The organism is Shewanella sp. 10N.286.52.B9 (assembly GCF_002873635.1).
Lineage (GTDB): Bacteria > Pseudomonadota > Gammaproteobacteria > Enterobacterales > Shewanellaceae > Shewanella.
Map to the genome: position 1 here is coordinate 1 of NZ_MCTY01000170.1, position 18383 is coordinate 18383.

Annotated in this window: 15 protein-coding genes; 6 read left to right on the forward strand and 9 right to left on the reverse strand. The window is 42.1% G+C overall.

Annotation, left to right across the window (positions count from 1 at the left end; genetic code table 11):
* The first annotated feature begins 308 nt into the window (after positions 1-308).
* From BCU91_RS10850 to BCU91_RS10870, 5 genes are all read left to right on the forward strand, one after another.
* Positions 309-1964 carry a SulP family inorganic anion transporter gene (locus BCU91_RS10850; RefSeq protein ID WP_198589947.1) on the forward strand — a complete coding sequence of 552 codons (1656 nt, stop codon included), beginning with the start codon at positions 309-311 and terminating at the stop codon, positions 1962-1964.
* A 188-nt stretch (positions 1965-2152) separates the two neighbouring features.
* Positions 2153-2398, forward strand: coding sequence for a YdcH family protein (locus BCU91_RS10855; protein WP_102439323.1), 246 nt, complete (start codon positions 2153-2155; stop codon positions 2396-2398).
* Positions 2399-2625: 227 nt separating this feature from the next.
* Complete coding sequence (locus tag BCU91_RS10860; protein WP_198589337.1) at positions 2626-3075, forward strand: hypothetical protein; 450 nt, start codon at positions 2626-2628, stop codon at positions 3073-3075.
* Positions 3076-3362: 287 nt separating this feature from the next.
* Positions 3363-4361: a permease gene (locus BCU91_RS10865; protein WP_102475496.1), complete on the forward strand. Its 999-nt coding sequence runs from the start codon at positions 3363-3365 to the stop codon at positions 4359-4361.
* Positions 4362-4417: 56 nt separating this feature from the next.
* The gene (locus BCU91_RS10870) at positions 4418-4648 is read left to right on the forward strand and encodes a thioredoxin family protein (protein WP_102520482.1); all 231 of its coding nucleotides are present in this window, start codon (positions 4418-4420) and stop codon (positions 4646-4648) included.
* Positions 4649-4741: 93 nt separating this feature from the next.
* On the opposite strand, the gene BCU91_RS10875 is transcribed toward BCU91_RS10870, so the two are convergent.
* From BCU91_RS10875 to BCU91_RS10905, 7 genes are all read right to left on the reverse strand, one after another.
* Positions 4742-5929 carry an MFS transporter gene (locus BCU91_RS10875; protein WP_102531459.1) on the reverse strand — a complete coding sequence of 396 codons (1188 nt, stop codon included), beginning with the start codon at positions 5927-5929 and terminating at the stop codon, positions 4742-4744.
* Positions 5930-6711: 782 nt separating this feature from the next.
* Entirely contained in the window at positions 6712-8052 is a 1341-nt protein-coding gene (locus BCU91_RS10880) for a methyl-accepting chemotaxis protein (protein WP_102531460.1), read from the reverse strand.
* 90 nt (positions 8053-8142) lie between these two features.
* Entirely contained in the window at positions 8143-8328 is a 186-nt protein-coding gene (locus BCU91_RS10885) for a hypothetical protein (RefSeq protein ID WP_102531461.1), read from the reverse strand.
* A 374-nt stretch (positions 8329-8702) separates the two neighbouring features.
* A complete protein-coding gene (locus BCU91_RS10890) occupies positions 8703-9131 on the reverse strand; it encodes a twin-arginine translocation signal domain-containing protein (protein ID WP_102531462.1) in 429 nt (142 codons plus the stop codon).
* 1 nt (position 9132) lies between these two features.
* Positions 9133-10581, reverse strand: coding sequence for a GMC family oxidoreductase (locus BCU91_RS10895; protein WP_102531463.1), 1449 nt, complete (start codon positions 10579-10581; stop codon positions 9133-9135).
* 458 nt (positions 10582-11039) lie between these two features.
* Positions 11040-12530 carry a lytic polysaccharide monooxygenase gene (locus BCU91_RS10900; protein ID WP_102531464.1) on the reverse strand — a complete coding sequence of 497 codons (1491 nt, stop codon included), beginning with the start codon at positions 12528-12530 and terminating at the stop codon, positions 11040-11042.
* A 550-nt stretch (positions 12531-13080) separates the two neighbouring features.
* Positions 13081-14625 (reverse strand): NAD(P)H-hydrate dehydratase, encoded by a 1545-nt coding sequence (locus BCU91_RS10905; protein WP_198590460.1) that lies wholly within the window; start codon positions 14623-14625, stop codon positions 13081-13083.
* 263 nt (positions 14626-14888) lie between these two features.
* Between BCU91_RS10905 and BCU91_RS10910 the strand changes: the two genes are divergently transcribed.
* Positions 14889-16184, forward strand: coding sequence for an amidohydrolase family protein (locus tag BCU91_RS10910; RefSeq protein WP_102531466.1), 1296 nt, complete (start codon positions 14889-14891; stop codon positions 16182-16184).
* 132 nt (positions 16185-16316) lie between these two features.
* On the opposite strand, the gene BCU91_RS10915 is transcribed toward BCU91_RS10910, so the two are convergent.
* Positions 16317-16622: a hypothetical protein gene (locus BCU91_RS10915; RefSeq protein WP_241901081.1), complete on the reverse strand. Its 306-nt coding sequence runs from the start codon at positions 16620-16622 to the stop codon at positions 16317-16319.
* A 418-nt stretch (positions 16623-17040) separates the two neighbouring features.
* Positions 17041-17958: an alpha/beta hydrolase gene (locus BCU91_RS10920; RefSeq protein WP_102531467.1), complete on the reverse strand. Its 918-nt coding sequence runs from the start codon at positions 17956-17958 to the stop codon at positions 17041-17043.
* Between the last annotated feature and the right edge of the window lie 425 nt (positions 17959-18383).

An 18383-nucleotide genomic window follows, 5' to 3' on the forward strand; every position in this document is an offset into this window, starting at 1 on the left:
AAACTGTGAAACATTTGCCTCAACAGCTGCGCTATTCAGTCGCTTATCGATATAAACAACCGGCCTCTTATCTATACAAAACTGTTAAACATTTGCCTTAACAGCTGCGCTATTCAGCCGCTTGTCGATATAAACAACCGGCCTCTTATCTATATAAACAACTGCCTCTTATCTATACAAAACAGTCAAATATTTGCCTTAACAGCTGCGCCAACCAGTTGCTTATCGATATAAACAACCGCCTCTTATCTATACAAAATAGTTAATTTTTTGATAAAGTTGCGCCAATTATGGTCTAAGAGGTTAGCATTTTGTTTAAGGAACGGTTCAAAGACGTCAATCTTAAAGGCGATTTGTTTGGTGGCGTCACCACAGCCATCATTTCCCTACCCTTGGCACTGGCCTTTGGTGTTGCCTCTGGCGCTGGCGCCGAAGCCGGATTATGGGGCGCGATACTAGTGGGCTTTTTTGCCTCCTTATTTGGCGGCTCATCAAGCTTAATATCTGAACCGACCGGCCCTATGACAGTGATTATGACCGCCATTTTAACCAGCATGGTGGCCAAATACCCTGAATCAGGAATGGCAATATCCTTTACCGTGGTGATGATGGCAGGCGGTTTTCAATTTTTACTCGGCATGCTCAAGCTAGGTAAATACGTCACCTTAATGCCATACAGTGTCATTTCAGGCTTTATGTCAGGCATTGGGGTGATTTTAATCATCTTACAGCTGTCACCATTGTTAGGTCATGCCGCTCCTGCAGGTGGTGTGTTAGGCACCTTATCAGCCCTCCCAGACACCTTAAGCAATATTAAGTTTGCTGAACTATTTTTAGGCTTACTGACTTTAGCGACATTATTTTTGTTTCCTCAGCGCTATCGTAAATACGTCCCTGCGCAACTGGTTGCCTTAGTCGCCATCACGTTACTGTCAGTGATTTTATTTGATAGTGACAGCATTCGCCGTATTGGGGTTATTCCTGCTGGGTTACCTTCTTTAGTGATACCGCACATAAATGCGGATATTTTTATTACCATGGTGATTGATGCCTTGGTGTTAGGCACCTTAGGCTGTATCGATACGTTACTCACCGCCGTTATCGGAGACTCATTGACCCGTAAAGAGCACGACTCAGACAAAGAGTTACGGGGTCAGGGCTTGGCTAATATGATTTCAGGTTTATTCGGCGCCCTGCCTGGCGCAGGTGCTACTATGGGTACAGTGACCAATATTCAGGTAGGCGCCCGCTCGCCTGTTTCTGGTATGGTTCGCGCGCTAATGCTGGCATTAGTGGTACTTGTGGCTGGCGGCTTAACAGAGCCAATACCTATGGCCGTTTTAGCTGGTATTGCGGTTTATGTGGGCTTTAATATTCTTGATTGGAGCTTCATTCAACGGGCTCACAAAGTCAGTATGCAAGGCATGGCTATTATGTACGGGGTGATGATCTTAACCGTATTTGTCGATTTGATTGTTGCCGTTGGCCTTGGGGTATTTATTTCTAACATTATTATCATTGAACAATTAAGCCAGCAGCAAGCAAGGCAAGTAAAAGCCATTAGTGATGCCGATCAAAACGATGTGCCGCTGACTCAAAGCGAACGCGGCCTGCTGGATCAAGCCAATGGTAAAGTGCTGTTTTTCTATCTGTCAGGGCCAATGATCTTCAGCGTATCAAAAGCGATCTCTCGCCAACATACCAGTGTGAGTGATTATGAAGCGATGATCCTCGATCTTACTGACGTGCCGATGATCGATGTGACTGTTGGGCTAGCGCTAGAAAATGCCATTAAAGATGCCCAAGATGCCCATTGTGAAGTATTTTTATTGTGCCCTAACCTGCAAACCAAAGATCAGCTGCAGAAGTTTCATGTGATTGATTCGCTGCCAACTGAAAACACCTTTTTGTTCCGCTATGAAGCCTTACAGGCGGCCCTTAAACATGTGCAAGCTAACGGCTAGAAATATGAGTAACTGGATGGGTAAGTTAAGATAATAAATAACCCATCCTAACTTACTCAAATAAATCCTATTTTTAGCAAAAATTTCATGAAGATTTGTTAACCAGCTCGCCATTTTTAAACAACATAATGCTATAGTGAACTCAGTTCCAAAATACTGAATTTCTGTTCACCATTTAGGGGTTATCTATGTTAAATGAGAATCACGCACTAATTTTCGACTTTCCAGAATTTAAGCAAGACATTGTTGATTTAACACATAAAGATGAAACATTTCAAAAGCAATCAAAACAATACCACCTACTGGATTATGAAATCCGCCAGTTAGAAATTGATGGCAGCCCAACCGATGACGAACACATGCACCAACTTAAAGTGCAGCGGGCTAATTTAAAAGATGTGCTATTCCAACAGCTAAAAGCCCATCACGACTAATTCGTACCAAACCAGACCCAGCGAAGGGAACGATGCGATAAAACAATCATTCCCTTCACCGCTTGTTCCACTCAGATTTAAACCCATCCTCTCCCACTCTTTTTAGCACTATTAAAAGCAGCTAAGCGTAAATAGAAAGTCTTCATTAAGCCTTAGCCACTCGCTATTAACCCATTCGTCACTATACTTCTCGGTGTTAATTTTTTAACAACCTAAGAGAGATTAAGATGAAATATATCGTATTAATAATCGGATTATGCAGCTTACTCTTTGCCGTTTCTTCTCAGGCTGAGCTTGAGATTTATAAAGACTATGACATTGGAAAAGAAGTGACTTCAATGACCACGGTGAGGATCGATCCCAACATGGAAGACGTTTACCTAGAAGGCTTAAGAGAAAGTTGGGTTAAAGCGGTACGGTTACAAAAAGAGCTGGGTTATATTAAAGATTGGAAAATTTTTGCCAGTGAATTACCACAAAGTGGCGAATTCAATATGGTGCTAATGGTGATGTTTGAAAATAGTGCCGATTTAGAACCCAATCAGGAAAAGTATAAAAACTTCATGAAAAGTTGGGGCCAAGCCAATCAAGACAATAGCCGTAAAATCACTAAAACTTATCCCAATGTAAGAACCTTAACCGGAGAATACCGATTAAGAGAAATTATCATGAAGTAGAAAAAATTAAGTACAATTTAATCATTAACTTAATCCCACTTCACAATATCTAGACCACAGCCTCGCATTAAGGTTTACCCCAAATGCGAGGCTGGTTTTCAGTTTCAAACCCCTTCAGTTATAACTTCTGTAAGCACCAAGCTTAAGTGGTGTTTTAGCTTTATTTAACCGATATTGTGACAAACCTTTACGCTCCAGCCCTTTATGCAAAAGCGAGAGCTAGCGCTTATTTTCATTACTAAAAATCCGCTATCTTGGCTATAAGACGTTTTTTTGAGCATTAACCTATGTTTCAAATTTTCACTGATTTTGCATCATGGCTAATTTACGATTTATTGGGCTTGTCGGCGCAGACAAAGCTTGGGGATGCACTGCATTTTTTTGTTGAAGACGTAACTAAGATTTTTGCTCTACTGCTGGTGATGATCTACCTCATCGCCTTAATGCGAGCCTCATTAAATGTTGAACGAGTCAGAGACTATTTAGCTGGTAAACCCAAGGGCTTAGGTTACTTGATGGGCTCTGGATTTGGGGTGGTAACACCATTTTGTTCTTGCTCCAGTATTCCGGTATTTCTTGGCTTTACCTCAGCCGGGATCCCCCTTGGGATCACCATGAGCTTTTTGATCACCTCACCGCTAATCAACGAAGTAGCCATCTTGCTACTCATGAGCCTACTGGGGATAAAATTCACCATTTTATATGTCGTGGTTGGCATGAGTGTCGGCATGTTAGGCGGCTTTTTTCTCGATGCAATAAAAGCTGAGCGCTGGCTACAATCTTTTGCCGCTGAAGCCCTCAAACGCGGTCAACAACATAGCACTGCTAATAACCCTGACGATATTCAAACCCAAGCGCTATCAATGTCACAGCGGCATCAATTTGCCAAAACTGAGATGTTCGATATTTTTGGCCGAGTATGGAAATGGGTCATTATTGGTGTCGGCCTTGGGGCAGCGCTGCACGGCTTTGTACCCGATGGTTGGATTGAGGCCCATTTAGGCAATGGCCAATGGTGGTCAGTACCTGCTGCAGTACTACTGGGGATCCCGCTGTATTCAAACGCCACCGGGGTAATTCCTGTGATGGAAAGCTTAATTGTTAATGGCCTACCCATAGGCACCACACTGGCATTTTGCATGAGCACCGTTGCTGCCAGCTTCCCAGAATTTATCTTACTAAAACAGGTTATGCAGTGGCGCTTACTGGCAATATTATTCTGCCTGCTATTGGTGGCGTTTACCCTAGTCGGTTGGCTGTTTAATGCCTTTACGCCATTTTTATGATTTTACTGATGTAAAAAACATCGGTGATTTAACAGCTCAATAAATAAGGATTTATCATGAGAACCATTAAAATATTAGGCTCCGGCTGTAAAAAGTGTCTTGAGACAGCAGAACTTGCCCAAGCAGTTGCCGATGAAAAAGCCGTTACTGTCACAATAGAAAAAGTCACCGACATGGCGCAAATTATGGCTTATGGTGTAATGAGCACACCTGCTGTGGTGGTGGATGAAAAAGTGGTTCATAAAGGCAGTAAGCCCACTAAAGAGCAACTGGCGAGCTGGCTATAGCCAATCAAAGTGTCGGGGTAACTAACACTATAAAAAGCCTAAATAACCAATCCCATTAGGCTCAATAGGATTGGTTATAAAAACCTTTGGCAACTAACCTGCGATAGGTTTATGGCCAGATGGTAGTGTTTCAGCACTCTTAAATAACATATACACGCAGGTGGAAAACAAGCAGACACCTAAATAAATAATTAATCCGTTGCCGACATCGGTAAATGTGGTCGCCAATAATGGCCCTAATACTGAGCCTACGCTGTAACACAGCAACATCACTTCAGTCGCTGAAACCATTTTCTCTTGGGGCAAATTATCACAAGCCAGCGTTATCGCTATTGGATATAGAGCAAAACTCGCAGCACCTAGGCATAGTAAACTTAGCCCCATCATGACTAAACTGGTTGACTCCAGTATGCCTAACACTGCAACGCAGCCAACAAGACAAATAATTGCCATAAGTAAACTTTTACTCATGCGAGTCGACATGCTGCCTGCAATCGGCTGCACCGCCATGCCACCCACAATGACTATTGCCATCAATAGCCCTGTATAGTCAGCATAAGCACCTGATAGACTGATATATAGCGGCATTAATCCATAAATTGGTCCCAGTAATAGTCCAGACACCATACATCCGATGATCGCTGGCCGGCTCAAATGACGAATGTCTCTGCGGTTAAAGCGCTGCTGCTGATGACTACGAGGCTGACCATGTCGAATAAGCACTGGTGCCAAAGTGGCTAAAAACAACAACGCTAATACAAACAGATAAGGCGTAATGCCTTCAGTACCGAATACAGAAATAGCCAGCTGTCCAGCGGCGCTACCTCCGTAAAGTGCCGCCATGTAAAGACCGAGACGTTTAGCACGCTTTTTAGGGCAATTGGACATCAAAAGCCAAGACTCCACCACCACAAAGATGCCTGCAACCGCCAGTCCAGCGATAAATCGCGCTGCAAGCCAGCTGATCTGATGAGGTAGCAGTATCATTGTTACCACCGTTAATGCCAGCAGACATAAAAAAACGATAAATGCGCGCCGATGACCAAGTCGCTTAATCACCTTTTGAATACAAGTAGCACCTAATAAAAGACCAAAATAAAACACACTTGCAAGCCAAGGAGTTAACGATGGACTAAGGCCAAAGTATGGTAAAGATAATGGTACTAGGCTCATTAAAAAGCCTGAAGCGATAGCGAAAAAACTTAAACCAATAACTGGTGTAACAATGGAGTTTTCACCACTATCATGAGTAATTATGGACAATTTGAGGATACTTAACATGAAATTTAACGTGCTTGCGCATACTTGTCGACTAAAGACTTAGTTATACCCAAAGACTATTTGCGGCGAATGTAATACTGAAGCAGAAATAAGTAAAGTAAAATCTGCTACAGCTCGTTTAATGGCCAACAATTGTCAAATTTTGCTATAAAGGTCATATTTTGTGGTTATTTCGAACGAAATAAAAAGGAAGTGATATTACTGTCAGCCTAAAAAATCGTTAATTAATATTGGCTAAAATACAGTTTAAAGCTAACAAAACAGCTAATAAACACTATTTAAGCTATGATTTTTAGCACTTATAGGCAGATATAACATGAATGATGCAAAACTAGAATTAAAGGGGCTAAATATAAAGCAAAGGAGTTTTAGCAAAAAAATTTTGAGGCATATGTTAGCGGTACATGCGAGCCAAATAGCAATCGAGAAAGCTTGTTAAGAAATACGTCTTAGAATTATTAATGAGCCTCAAATCTAAAAACCATTAAATGAAACTAATGCTGCACTTTGAAGGGGGCTTGAAGCCTCCTACAGATGAACAACAAACCCAGCAGTATTCTAGCGCAGAATTTTACATCAGCTTATTGATATAAGATAACTTGAATCACTTGGTATTGATGAAAAAACCTAAGGGAATGGGTCTATCTCCCTTAGGCCTCTATCACTATGCTTAAAACACAATGCTTATAACATAATGCTCATAACACAACATTAGCCTCTAAATAACGGATGTTTTAGTGGCAAAACTGTCACATTGACTCTAGCTTGTTTAAAATAATTCACTAACTTGTCTTGAATTGACCAATTTGTTCTCTTAATTGCTGTGACAAATGATTAACCTGCACACTGGCACTATGTGATTGGTCGGCATTGCTGGCCGTTAATCTGGCTTCATCACTAATATTGACAATATTACGATTAATTTCATCACTGACCGCGGTTTGCTCTTCTGCTGCTGTGGCGATTTGGGTGGCCATATTAGAAATCATCGCCACCGATTCGGTAATTTTAGCTAAGGCCTCACCCGCTTGTGCTGCCTGAACAGTGCTTTTATCGGCTTGCTCACGGCTTGAGTCCATTACCGATACCGCATCTTTAACACCGGTTTGTAATTGTCCAATCATTTGCTGAATTTGATTAGTTGAATCTTGAGTTCGTTTAGACAAGGTTCTGACCTCGTCTGCCACTACCGCAAAGCCACGGCCGTGCTCGCCCGCGCGGGCAGCTTCGATGGCGGCATTGAGTGCCAGTAAGTTAGTTTGCTCTGAAATACTGCGGATCACATCTAAAATGCTACCTATATTATCGGCATCGTTTTGTAATTTTTGTAACGCATTGGCAGCTTGTTCAACCCCGCCAGAGAGGTTATCGATCGAAGCGATCGTTTGCTGAACTATCATGTCACCATGGACCGCTTGCGTATCTGAATCTTTAGCTGCTTGCGCGGCTAGTTCGGCATTATTAGCTACTTCCACCACGGTCGCTTGCATTTGGTTCATCGCTGTAGCAACTTGTTCGGTTTCACCTTGTAAGCGCTGCATGCCCGCTAAGGTTTCGTTACTGGCCGATTTAAGCTGCACACTTGCCGTACCTAACTGCTGAGTATTACCATTGAAATCAATAATTAACTCACGAATATTACCTACAAATACATTAAAGTTGCCAGCGACCTGATTAATTTCGCTATTACCACTGTCATCTAGCGCCACGGTAAGATCTTTAGAGCCTGAAGCCACATTACTCATGGAATTATCTAAAGCGTTAAGCGGAGTGAAAATATTGCGGTAAAGGGCTGACAAAATAATGATAATAAACACACCAATGCCAATACTGCCCCACAATTGCACACTGGCAGCTTGCATGGTGGAATTTAGGGTTTCTTGTACCGCAACAGTAAATTTACCATCTAACTCTTGGGCTAATTCATCTAAATTATCAGCTAAATCTGACGATGCTTGGTCAAAGCCACCAGCACCTTTCATCAGTAAATTACCAGCATCGGTCCCCAGAGTTAGGTAAGCATCTGCCATATTCACACCAGATTCATGCAATTGATTAATTTGACGTTTAATCGATTGAGCTCTTGCAGTATATTCCGGTGCCGAACTGATAAGTTTATCCATATTTGCTTGAGCGGCATGCAAACTTGCTAACGCTTCGGCTTTGGCTTCATCACTTTTTGTTGCGCCAACATCGGTTAAAAACTGCTGAATTTATACAACATCATAGCGAGTATCTTTTAAAGCAAAAATAGTATTAACCTGTTTTTCTTCATTTAACACACTTTCATAAATAGAAGATTGCTGGGCATTGCTCACCCAAACTAAAACGATTAAAGCCAATAATGATAACGAAATTGTAATTTGAAGCATTCTCTTAATTGAGACATCAATACTCATATAACTACCTTTAAAGATTAAGCCCTACTTTAAAATATAAATCGGAGGAATTAGCTTAAATTCACCGTGATTAATGACCTGAATATCAAGTTATTTCAGTTGTCAGCATGGGGTTTGGCGAGTGGTTATTACTCTTAAACAGCCTTGATTGAGCATTAAAGTACTTAATAACATGACTCAATAACATTGGCCTCTAATATTCGTGTAGTACACGATTAAACCTGTATATAGACATCGACTTATTGAGGGAAAACTTTAATGGAGATTTTGCAAGATAATGACCTTTGGCTTAACAAGTTTCACTTGTTAAAGTCAAAGGCCACTATTTTATGAAAGGCATAACTGACAGGGTATTATGGTTTTATCAACAGCAATCAACCGACGTCAAAGCGGGCAAAGGGATTATAACAAGGCCGATTAGCGCCGTAGTATTGCAGCGCCTCTGTGGCAGGGTTACTGACTTGGAAATAATTGGTCGACATCATAAAATCAGTGACTAATTTTCGCTCATACTTATCAATCCAAATAGCACGCTTTTTAACAACCAAATCAAACATTGAAGATTGATCTAATATAATAATGGCACGCAGCTTCATCTCACCATATTCAGCGGTAAAATGATCACAAAACAATTGCAGGTTTTCATCGCTAATATTTAGCTTACCCAGTAAACGATCAAGGCTAGAAACGATAAAATTTTGGGTATTTAATGTATGCACTCCATAAAATACCGCCCCACCCAGCCCTGCGCCAACCGCTGCAACTTTAAGAAACGAGCGCCGAGAAAGACTAGTACCACTCATATTAAACCCCCATTCTCGCTGCGCGCACTGCTAATGCTGCAGCCGTTAAGCTAGGATTAGCACAAGAACAGCTTGGAAATACTGATGTGCCCACCACAAATAAGTTTCGGTATTGATGATGAATAAGGTTTGCATCTACCACTGAGCCATCATCAATGTTGCCCATTCTCAAGGTGCCCTGTAAATGTGATTCAGTCGGCCGCCAGCCACGAAAATGAATCGCTTCCACAGGTAATGCATCAAGTACCTTAGGTAATTGCGCTAAAGCCTGCTCAATACCCTTTTTGGCGTACTCAGATTCTCCGGTATAGCTCACTACCGCCTGCCCTGTAGTAGCATCAATAGTGACATTATTGGATTTTTGGGGGAGATCTTCAGCGACAATGACTAATGGCAGGGTTTCTCGCCAGCGACCCACTTCTTTTCTAAAGCCATAAGGCCAACGATTTTCAAAGTAAATCAAACAAGAAGCGTGATCTTTTCTAAACTCGCCATCATACAAGGCATAATTGAGCCCTGTGGTAATAGTGCTACCATCAAAGTTCTCTAAACCGTCTAAATACACCTCTACTTTTATCCCAATTTGCTCGTGTAGCCCTAGGCCCGTGTCACCAAAATCCATTTTCGATCGTAGCAATATCGCAGGGCTTTGTATGGCGTTGGCGCCTAAAACAAACTTGTCGGCGCTGACGGTATATTCTTGATTGTTGTTGATAAAAACCACGCTAGAAACCGCGCTATCACTGTGCTGCATATGCCTTACTTCAGAGTTTAAACAGGTATGCACTCTTGGGTCTGAATACACCTGCTGAAAACCATTATGCACAGTAAATTTGGCCTGAATGGGACATAAATTACATTTGGCATTAGAGCAGCAGGCCGCCCGTGTATCAGTTGACACCCTTGCTCTGGCCGTTGGCATGATAAAGTGGCTGTCCATATTGGCATTTTTCATAATGCGATCAATGGCAGTGGGTCTATGGGGCGGCTGGGGATAAGGTTTTGAGCGAGGAAACATGCTTTGCATATCAGGGTCGCCTGACACCGACATAATGCTTTCGACATCACAATAATAAGGCTCAAGATCGTCATAGGAAATCGGCCAGTCATTGCCGACCCCATACAAAGAGGCGGTTTTAAAATCTGCAGGATGAAATCGAGGGGTTTGGGCAAACCAGCAATTCATTCCACCACCAAAACCAATGGTGCAATTCCATTCTTTTTCAGATGCAGTTTTAAAGGTATCAGTAGTGTTTATTGGCGAGTTACGATTTTGTTTCAATTGCCAATTCCACGATTTATAATCGCCCCATTCCAGCACGAGGATATTACCGTTAATTTTTTTTAACGCTTCAAGTAAAAAAAATGAAGCTCCAAAGCCAGAACCAATAATTATTAATTCATACTTTTGCTGTGAAGCTTGTTCGGCGCTGACAATATTTAAATTCATCGTTATGGAATTCCTTTTCGCTGGTCGCTAACATGAGACCGTTAAATTTAATCCTTAAATACGGCCCTTAAATACGGCCTTTACTTTTAGTTAATTAAATATGGTATCCCCGATACCTTCATATTCAGCAACTAGATAACAATTAAATCATGCAAAATATCTTTATATAATTCCATCGTTATATAATTGATTGTATATAAAAACAATACAAGCGTTTTCCCCACCAAAATACCAATTTCAGTAGTAAGTTCTAGTTAATGGCCGCAGTCCTTTATCTACCATCACACCTATTCGATTAACTAAATCGATATTCATTAGAGTAAAACATCAACAAGTTTATAAAGCGCATTGGGCCACATCATATTTTAGTTATAGCATAAAAAACGGCCAATCAATGATTGGCCGTTAGGGTTTACTGCGATTATGTTTAAAACCTTAGCAAACAAGCATGAGGGCTATTAACGCCACACGCCCCACTCACCTGTAGTACCAGGCTCTTCACCTTGAGTCCACCACTGAGCAGTCCACTCTTGGTTATTATGCATCACCTTTTCACCGCCATTATAAACAGCAGATGCACTCCATTGCTCTCCAGGCAATGGCTCAGGGCTTGGTCCTGGTTCTACGTCAGTTGGGGTAATAGTAAAACTATAAACCGTTTTATCTTCTTCGCCTTGACCTGAAACAGTAAGCTCAAAACTGACTTCTTGGGCGACATTCTCAAGCAAAACAGTGTTGATAATTAGCTCATCATTTTGACCAATAGCGGTTTCAATCGGCAAACCTGCCACTTGCACCCAAGAGATTTGTTCAATATCGCCTTTGCTGCTTGCTGGCGTTAATACCACGTACTCACCATGGGTAACGCTAGCGTTAGTAATTTCTTTTAACACTGTTGGCGTAATCACAGCTTCAACAAACTCATTGTTTGCTGTGATACTGAACTCTCCATAAGCCTGTCCATTACTGGCATTAAAGAAGTTATTATGTAGCTCATTTCTGAAATACATATAGTGATTCATTTCTGCATGCCAGCGGCCAACAAACACGTTACCGCTATATTGAGTCTCGTAATAACCGTTGACTTGTGAGGCTAATAAGCGATCCCAATCGAGTTGATTGTCTGCGGTAATTTCTAACGAAAAGCTAGAGTGAATATCACCATTGTCACTAAAGACTTTATAATTAACCGACTCACCAAGCTGAGGGGTATTAAGGCTGATATCAGAAGGAATAAAGGCATCGCCTTGCTCTAAGTATGGCTCGCTTGGTTCTGGATCAACCGGTGAATCACCTGAAATGGTAATGTCACTACAGTTATAGAATCCTTCACCAACGGTGTCATCTCGCTGCCAGCGAGTAAACAAAATCGCATCACCTGAGCGATCGGCTGGGATCGCAATGTCCATGCGGTATTTTTTGTCAGCGTCCACAGCAACATTGCCGTACTCTTGGATTAACTCTAAGTCATCCCATTTAAGTGGCTTAGACACATCAACACCAGGCTTGGTTAAATAAAACTGCCAGAATGAAGGGTTGTGAGGCGCGGTTGCATTAAACACGTACTCAAAAGTGCCTGTTGGTAACTCAGTGCGGGTCCACTGTGAATGCTCAGCACCCATACCGCTTTTTTGCGCATCATTGGCATAACATAAGCTGCCATCAGGGATAGCCGCTTTTACCACTTCCATATCATTGTATGTCGGTGCAGGAATATTAATGGCAAATTCATTACGCTGAATAAATGGATAAGTACCAGAAATCGCTTTGGCTTGTGCACAAGCCGCATTAGGTGGTGTGCCACTCCACAAGCCACCTTGCTCGTAACAAATTGATTGTCTTGCTTCAGGAAATTCAGCCCAACCATGGGCATGAGCACTTTGATTAGGTATTAAGATGTACATTGCTGACACAGCAGCGACGGCACCGAAAAACTTATTGGTTTTCATGTAAATATCTCTAGTTATGACGTAAAAGAAGACTGCAGACTCAAGGGCGATAATGGATGAATATAAATAACCAACAGCGGTCTGTTCGCGCTACATCATAATTAAAAAAAACCATAAGACAACAGAGCCAATAAAACGACAGCACGTCAAAAAAACTATTATTTACAGCAATATAGACTCAAGATTAAAACGAGTTAACAAATTTAATAAATATTTGACTTGTCATATAATTGACGATAGGGAGCGTAGAAATAATCAACAGCTGCCGCCAATCACCCACAAACACTTATATGGCTTAGTTAAGCCAGTGTTTTACAATATCGTCTTAGCATCAATTTATAATGTATTAGGTTCGCGCCTTTAGTCACAGACAACTAGCGTCAAATAATTGATCTTTGAATGTTAAGATTATTGGTGGCCAATTAGGTACTCATCCGACCACTTCTATTTGCATCCAAATGCATATTTATTCAGCATTTGAATTTGTTTAGACAGCCTAAGTTCACAGCGCTACAGCAAATAAATACTAAAACCACTACGCTATTGTGAGTTAATGACGGCCTAATTTCAGCTGCTGGCAAATATCACTGGCCAGTACCACTCGCTGAGTTTGGCCAAGTTGATGGCCTAGTGTGGCATGCCAGTTCACCCCTGTAATAGCCGCATCAACCGCCGATAGCCCTTGGGCGATAAGTGCAGCAATAATACCTGCTAAGCAATCGCCCATGCCCGGTGTGGCCATAGCTGCTGAGCCAGAATGGCAAAAATTGACTCCACCTTGATGGGCGACTAGTGTGCCAGCCCCTTTTAATACCACGACTGCTTGATATTTTTTATGTAGTGCCAGCGCAGCGGCAACGCGATCGTTTGTAACTTCAGTGGCAGATATGCCCAACAAGCCAGCGGCCTCTGCCTCATGGGGAGTTAGCACCCAAGGCGTTACCGTTTGCTGATGCTTTGCCAAATAACGCAGCGCATCCGCATCTAACACCCCGAGGCTGCGTTTATTATCAACGCCAGAGTTGGGTTGAAGGGTTAATAGCGTTTGCATGATTTGCTGCGCTTGTTGGCCGCGGCCAAGACCTGGGCCGACCACCAGCACGGCGTTTTGCTTTAAGGTGTTTTCGGTACTATCAGAAAACATAATCTCAGGAGATTGGCTTAAGCAGGCGACAAAATGGCTTGGCTCACACTGTAAAAATACCCGCCCAGCGCCAGCATTTAAGGCTGCGCGGCTAGCAATAATGCCAGCGCCAGCCATATTGCCAAGACCTGCAATAACGCTGACATTACCATGATGACTTTTATGGGTATTACCCCTGCGTGATGGCAGCATATTTACCCTTGGATCGTAGCGCCAATTCTCTTTTGTTGTACCAGCAATAGGCTCAAGCCCTAAAGAGTCTAACGACAGTGCCCCACAAGATGCTGGCCCATATGCAGTGAGTTGCCCCGGCTTATAAGCAATAAAGCTATGGGTGGCAGTGGCATTAACGCAAATCGGCTCAGGCTGGCCGCTATCGGCATTTAAACCGCTGGGCACATCAACCGCGTAAACCTGCTCAGCACTCTGATTAATGTCATCAATAACCTTTATCGCCGCAGCAGATAGTGTTCGGGTTAAACCACTGCCAAATAGCGCATCAATAATGATCGGATAAGATGCGCTAGGTTTAGTGGTATGAACACTACCACCAGCCGCTAAAAATTCATTCATGGCTTGCTGCGCATCGATGCCCGCTTTGGGCGCGCCAAAAGGCACATAAACCACGACCTTTTTACCCTGTTGCAGTAATAATTTGGCAATGTAATAACCGTCACCACCATTGTTGCCCTGACCCACAACCACCAATATTGCTTGCGATGTATTAAAAGCGCTGCCAAAGCGCTGCACAAAACTGCTAGCTGCCTTAACCATTAAGGGCCAAGTACTATTGTTATGGCTTGATGCCCAATACTGCTCGGCGTCTCTTACTGCCTGCGCTGATAACACCACAGCGCTTTTTTCAAAGTGATCCGCTAAATGATCCTCTAAGTGATCGTATAAATGATCTTTTAGCTGAGCCATTAAGTCATTGTCAGAAAGAGTGGCCATATAAACCTTACCTTGAATGCGAAAGCTAGTATTAACTATACAAGAAGTATGGCAGCACAAAACTACTGCACACGGGATTAGGCAGATATTTTCCATCAATATAAAGCGGGGGGTGGCAATAACTATCAACAATAGATGTGGCAATAATTTTCTACATTAGTCATTACAATTCAATCGCCTTAAGCATTAACACTGGCTTAACAATTGTCGTATGATGGTTTTCTCGCTTACTTATACCTACAATAAACAGGAAAACCACGCAGATGGTAAAGCCAAATAAACAATTAAAGGGTCTAACAAAATTCAGCTTAGCAGCGGCAATCTCGCTGACGCTAAGCGTGCCAGCACTGGCACAACAAACCTTATTGATCGCTGATGCATACGTCGATGTAGTAAAAGGCAAAACCATAAAAGACGTGGCCATTGTCATTAATGATAATCAAATAACCCAAGTCACCCAACAAGCCAAAATCCCTACAGATAATGATTACAAGCTTATCGATTTAAGCGGTAAAACCTTACTTCCAGGTGTAATGGACATGCATGTTCACCTTAGCGGTGATGCAGAAGATAATTTTTTAGCCTCGCAAAATTATTCTATTCCACGCCAAACCGTTAAAGCGGTTAAAAATGCCGAAAAAACCTTAATGGCAGGCTTTACCACAGTGCGGGACTTAGGCGCTTCGGGTTACGCCGTTATTGCCACCCGCGACGGCATTAATGCCGGTGAAATTGCAGGGCCAAGAATTTGGGCTGTTGGCCATCCGATTAGTATTACAGGCGGGCATTGCGACGATAACTTTTCATCCCCAGAAAAAAAATCAAAATCGCAAGGGGTCGCTGATGGACCTTGGGCTGTGCGCGCTAAAGTGCGTGAAAACATCAAGTATGGCGCTAATGCGATTAAAGTCTGCGCCACTGGCGGGGTATTTTCTAAGGGCACTAAAGTCGGCGTGCAACAGCTAACCTATGAAGAAATAAAATCAGCCGTTGATGAAGCCCACATGCGTGGCTTAGTGGTTGCCTCCCATGCCCATGGTACCAATGGCATTAAAGAATCAATCAGAGCGGGCGTCGATAGTATTGAGCATTGTAGTTTCATGGATAAAGAAGCAATAAAAATGGCTGTAAAGGCTGGTACTTACCTTTCTTGTGATATCTACAACACTGAATACACCCTCGCCTATGGCGCAGCTAATGGTGTACCTGAAGCCAACATCAATAAAGAAAAGTTAGTATCGCAAGCCCAGCGAGATAGCTTTAGAGCAGCGGTAAAAGCTGGTGCTAACATGGTATTTGGCTCAGATGCGGCAATTTACCCCCATGGTGATAACGGTAAGCAGTTCTCACGTATGGTGACATTTGGTATGACCCCAGCCCAAGCCTTACAAGCTGCGACCATCAATAGCGCCGCTTTACTCAAGCAAGACAACCTCGGGCAGATTAAAGCAGGTTTTTTAGCTGACATTATTGCCGTTGATGGCGATCCGCTCAGCAATATCAGCTTAATGGAAAACGTGACCTTTGTGATGAAAGACGGTCAAGTCTATAAGCAGTAAGCCAGTAAGGTTTAGCTAATAAAGCCAAATGACTCGCTAGAAACAACAAAGCCTTGATAGTGTTTGCTATCAAGGCTTTTTAATATGTAAAAATAAGGCTGATTTAAGCCTTACTTTAGCTTACTAGTTGATTTAGTTAACCCACTGCATTAACTCTGCAGCCGTTCTCAATGCATACTGGCGTTTAACCAAGTTACCAGCGGGATCAAACAATAGCACTTCAGCAGGGCTAGCACGGTATTTGGCAATCAATTGATCACCCTCTGGGGTGCCTATTCTGGCGATCAAAAAAAACGCTTGCTCACTAATCTGATCGCGAGCCTCATTCATTTGTTCAGTTTGGCTATTGCTCACCGCAAGGTTGGGATCATAAACAAATACAAATGCAGGCTTACCTGTGCCAATTTGTTCATGGGTGGTTTTAAACCCTTTGGGCATGACATTAAACACCACCGCAAACAATATCACTATGGATACAATAACGCCGAGAGTCACCCAAGGCTTACGGCTAGACGAGTTTGAACTGTGATTATCTTTGATAATAAAACCCTCTTTAAGTGTTCAATTTATGACAATAGTTTATATCGTCATCCATTGTAATTAACTTAACTGAGTTTTATCTTAAAACGAAATTACGCTTTTAAAGCGCGGTCACAAGGTTAACTAAAACGCTGATATAAAGCCGCAAGATCCCAGCTGCACGTTTTAACAAAATTTAAATCCACCTAAGTATCAGCATCGACGCAGGCTAAATGCTAAAAAAGGGGATACTCTCAACAAGTATCCCCTTTCTTAACACAGTGACTAAGTTACTGGCGCTATCGGCTTAGTGATAGCTAACCAATTACTATTATTTTTAATTAGCACGTATCCAATCATCGACAGTTTGATTCACTAAGTCAGCAGAAGACTCCATAAACCAGTGACCGCCCGGTACCACTTCAACCTGACCCTTATTCAAATCGACAACCTGTTGCAACCACTCTTTACCATGGAACCACACATTCTTATCTTTGCCATAGATGAAAAGAAAAGGCGTGCCAAAATCTTCCACCGCAACACGTTGGGGTAAATCTTTTGATAAAATAGCGTTCCATAAATGCCAGTATGGGTAAGTCATACGCGCATCAGAACGTAAATTAGCCACTTTTTTATTCGCGTCTACATTCTGTTCAAGTTTTAATATGTTTTCCGCAGTAAAAAGCGTTAATTTTTCACCGAGATATTCAGGTAAAACCCAAGCAAGCGCAAGGGCAAAGGTGTATTTAACATTAATGCTTGGTGATTTTTCGTTACCATAGCTGCCAATGTCTAAAAGAATAAGTCTGTCGACCAAGTCATTTTGCGCAAGATAATGTGAAGCATAAGACGCGCCCCAGTCATGAGCGAGTACAGTCACTTTATCTCTATCTAAACTTTCGATAAAGGCATCCATAATCATGCGAATTTGCTGAATATTGTAATCGGGTCTTTGGCCATTATCTTCTAGCTCGAACCCCGGCAAAGTAAATCGAGCAATCCGATAGTCTTGCTTTAAATATTCAACTTGCTTGTCCCACAGCTCTAAACTATCAGGATAACCGTGGATCATGACTATGGTCTCTTCACCCTCACCATCCATTTTTACTTCAAGGTTTTTTACTATCGTAGGTAGTTGTTGCTGAAATTCATCATCTGGCATCGGGCCTGTAAAAACAAATGTGCCTGCGAGATACAGAATGGGAGAAAGTACAACCAGTACGATCACTAAGATCCTAATTATTATTTTTTTCATACATATCCATTTTTATGTTGAAGTACATCTACAAACACCCTGCTGGCGTTTGCGCTTTTATCAATTAATACCGTTAAAAATTTTTATACCGAGTTAAATGCATCAGCAATTGCTGACAGATACCGCAGCGCTAACTAAACATAGCTATTCGCAGCCAAGATCTAGTGTATTTTTAAGCTGATTAATCAGTAACGCGGTTACATCCCATACAAATTAGAATAATAACTCTAATTTTATGAAGATGAAAAGAACTATCGACAATTATGTAAATACTGTAAGAAAACTAAATGCACAAGGCGTTCGCCTATCAGGCTTTTTACTGTTATTTCATGCGTTTGATCGTTTTTAGGGCGATTTATAAGAAGAAGTTATTACACAGTTTGCCGATGCCCAACATATTGGGTGGCATAAGCGCATAAGCGCAT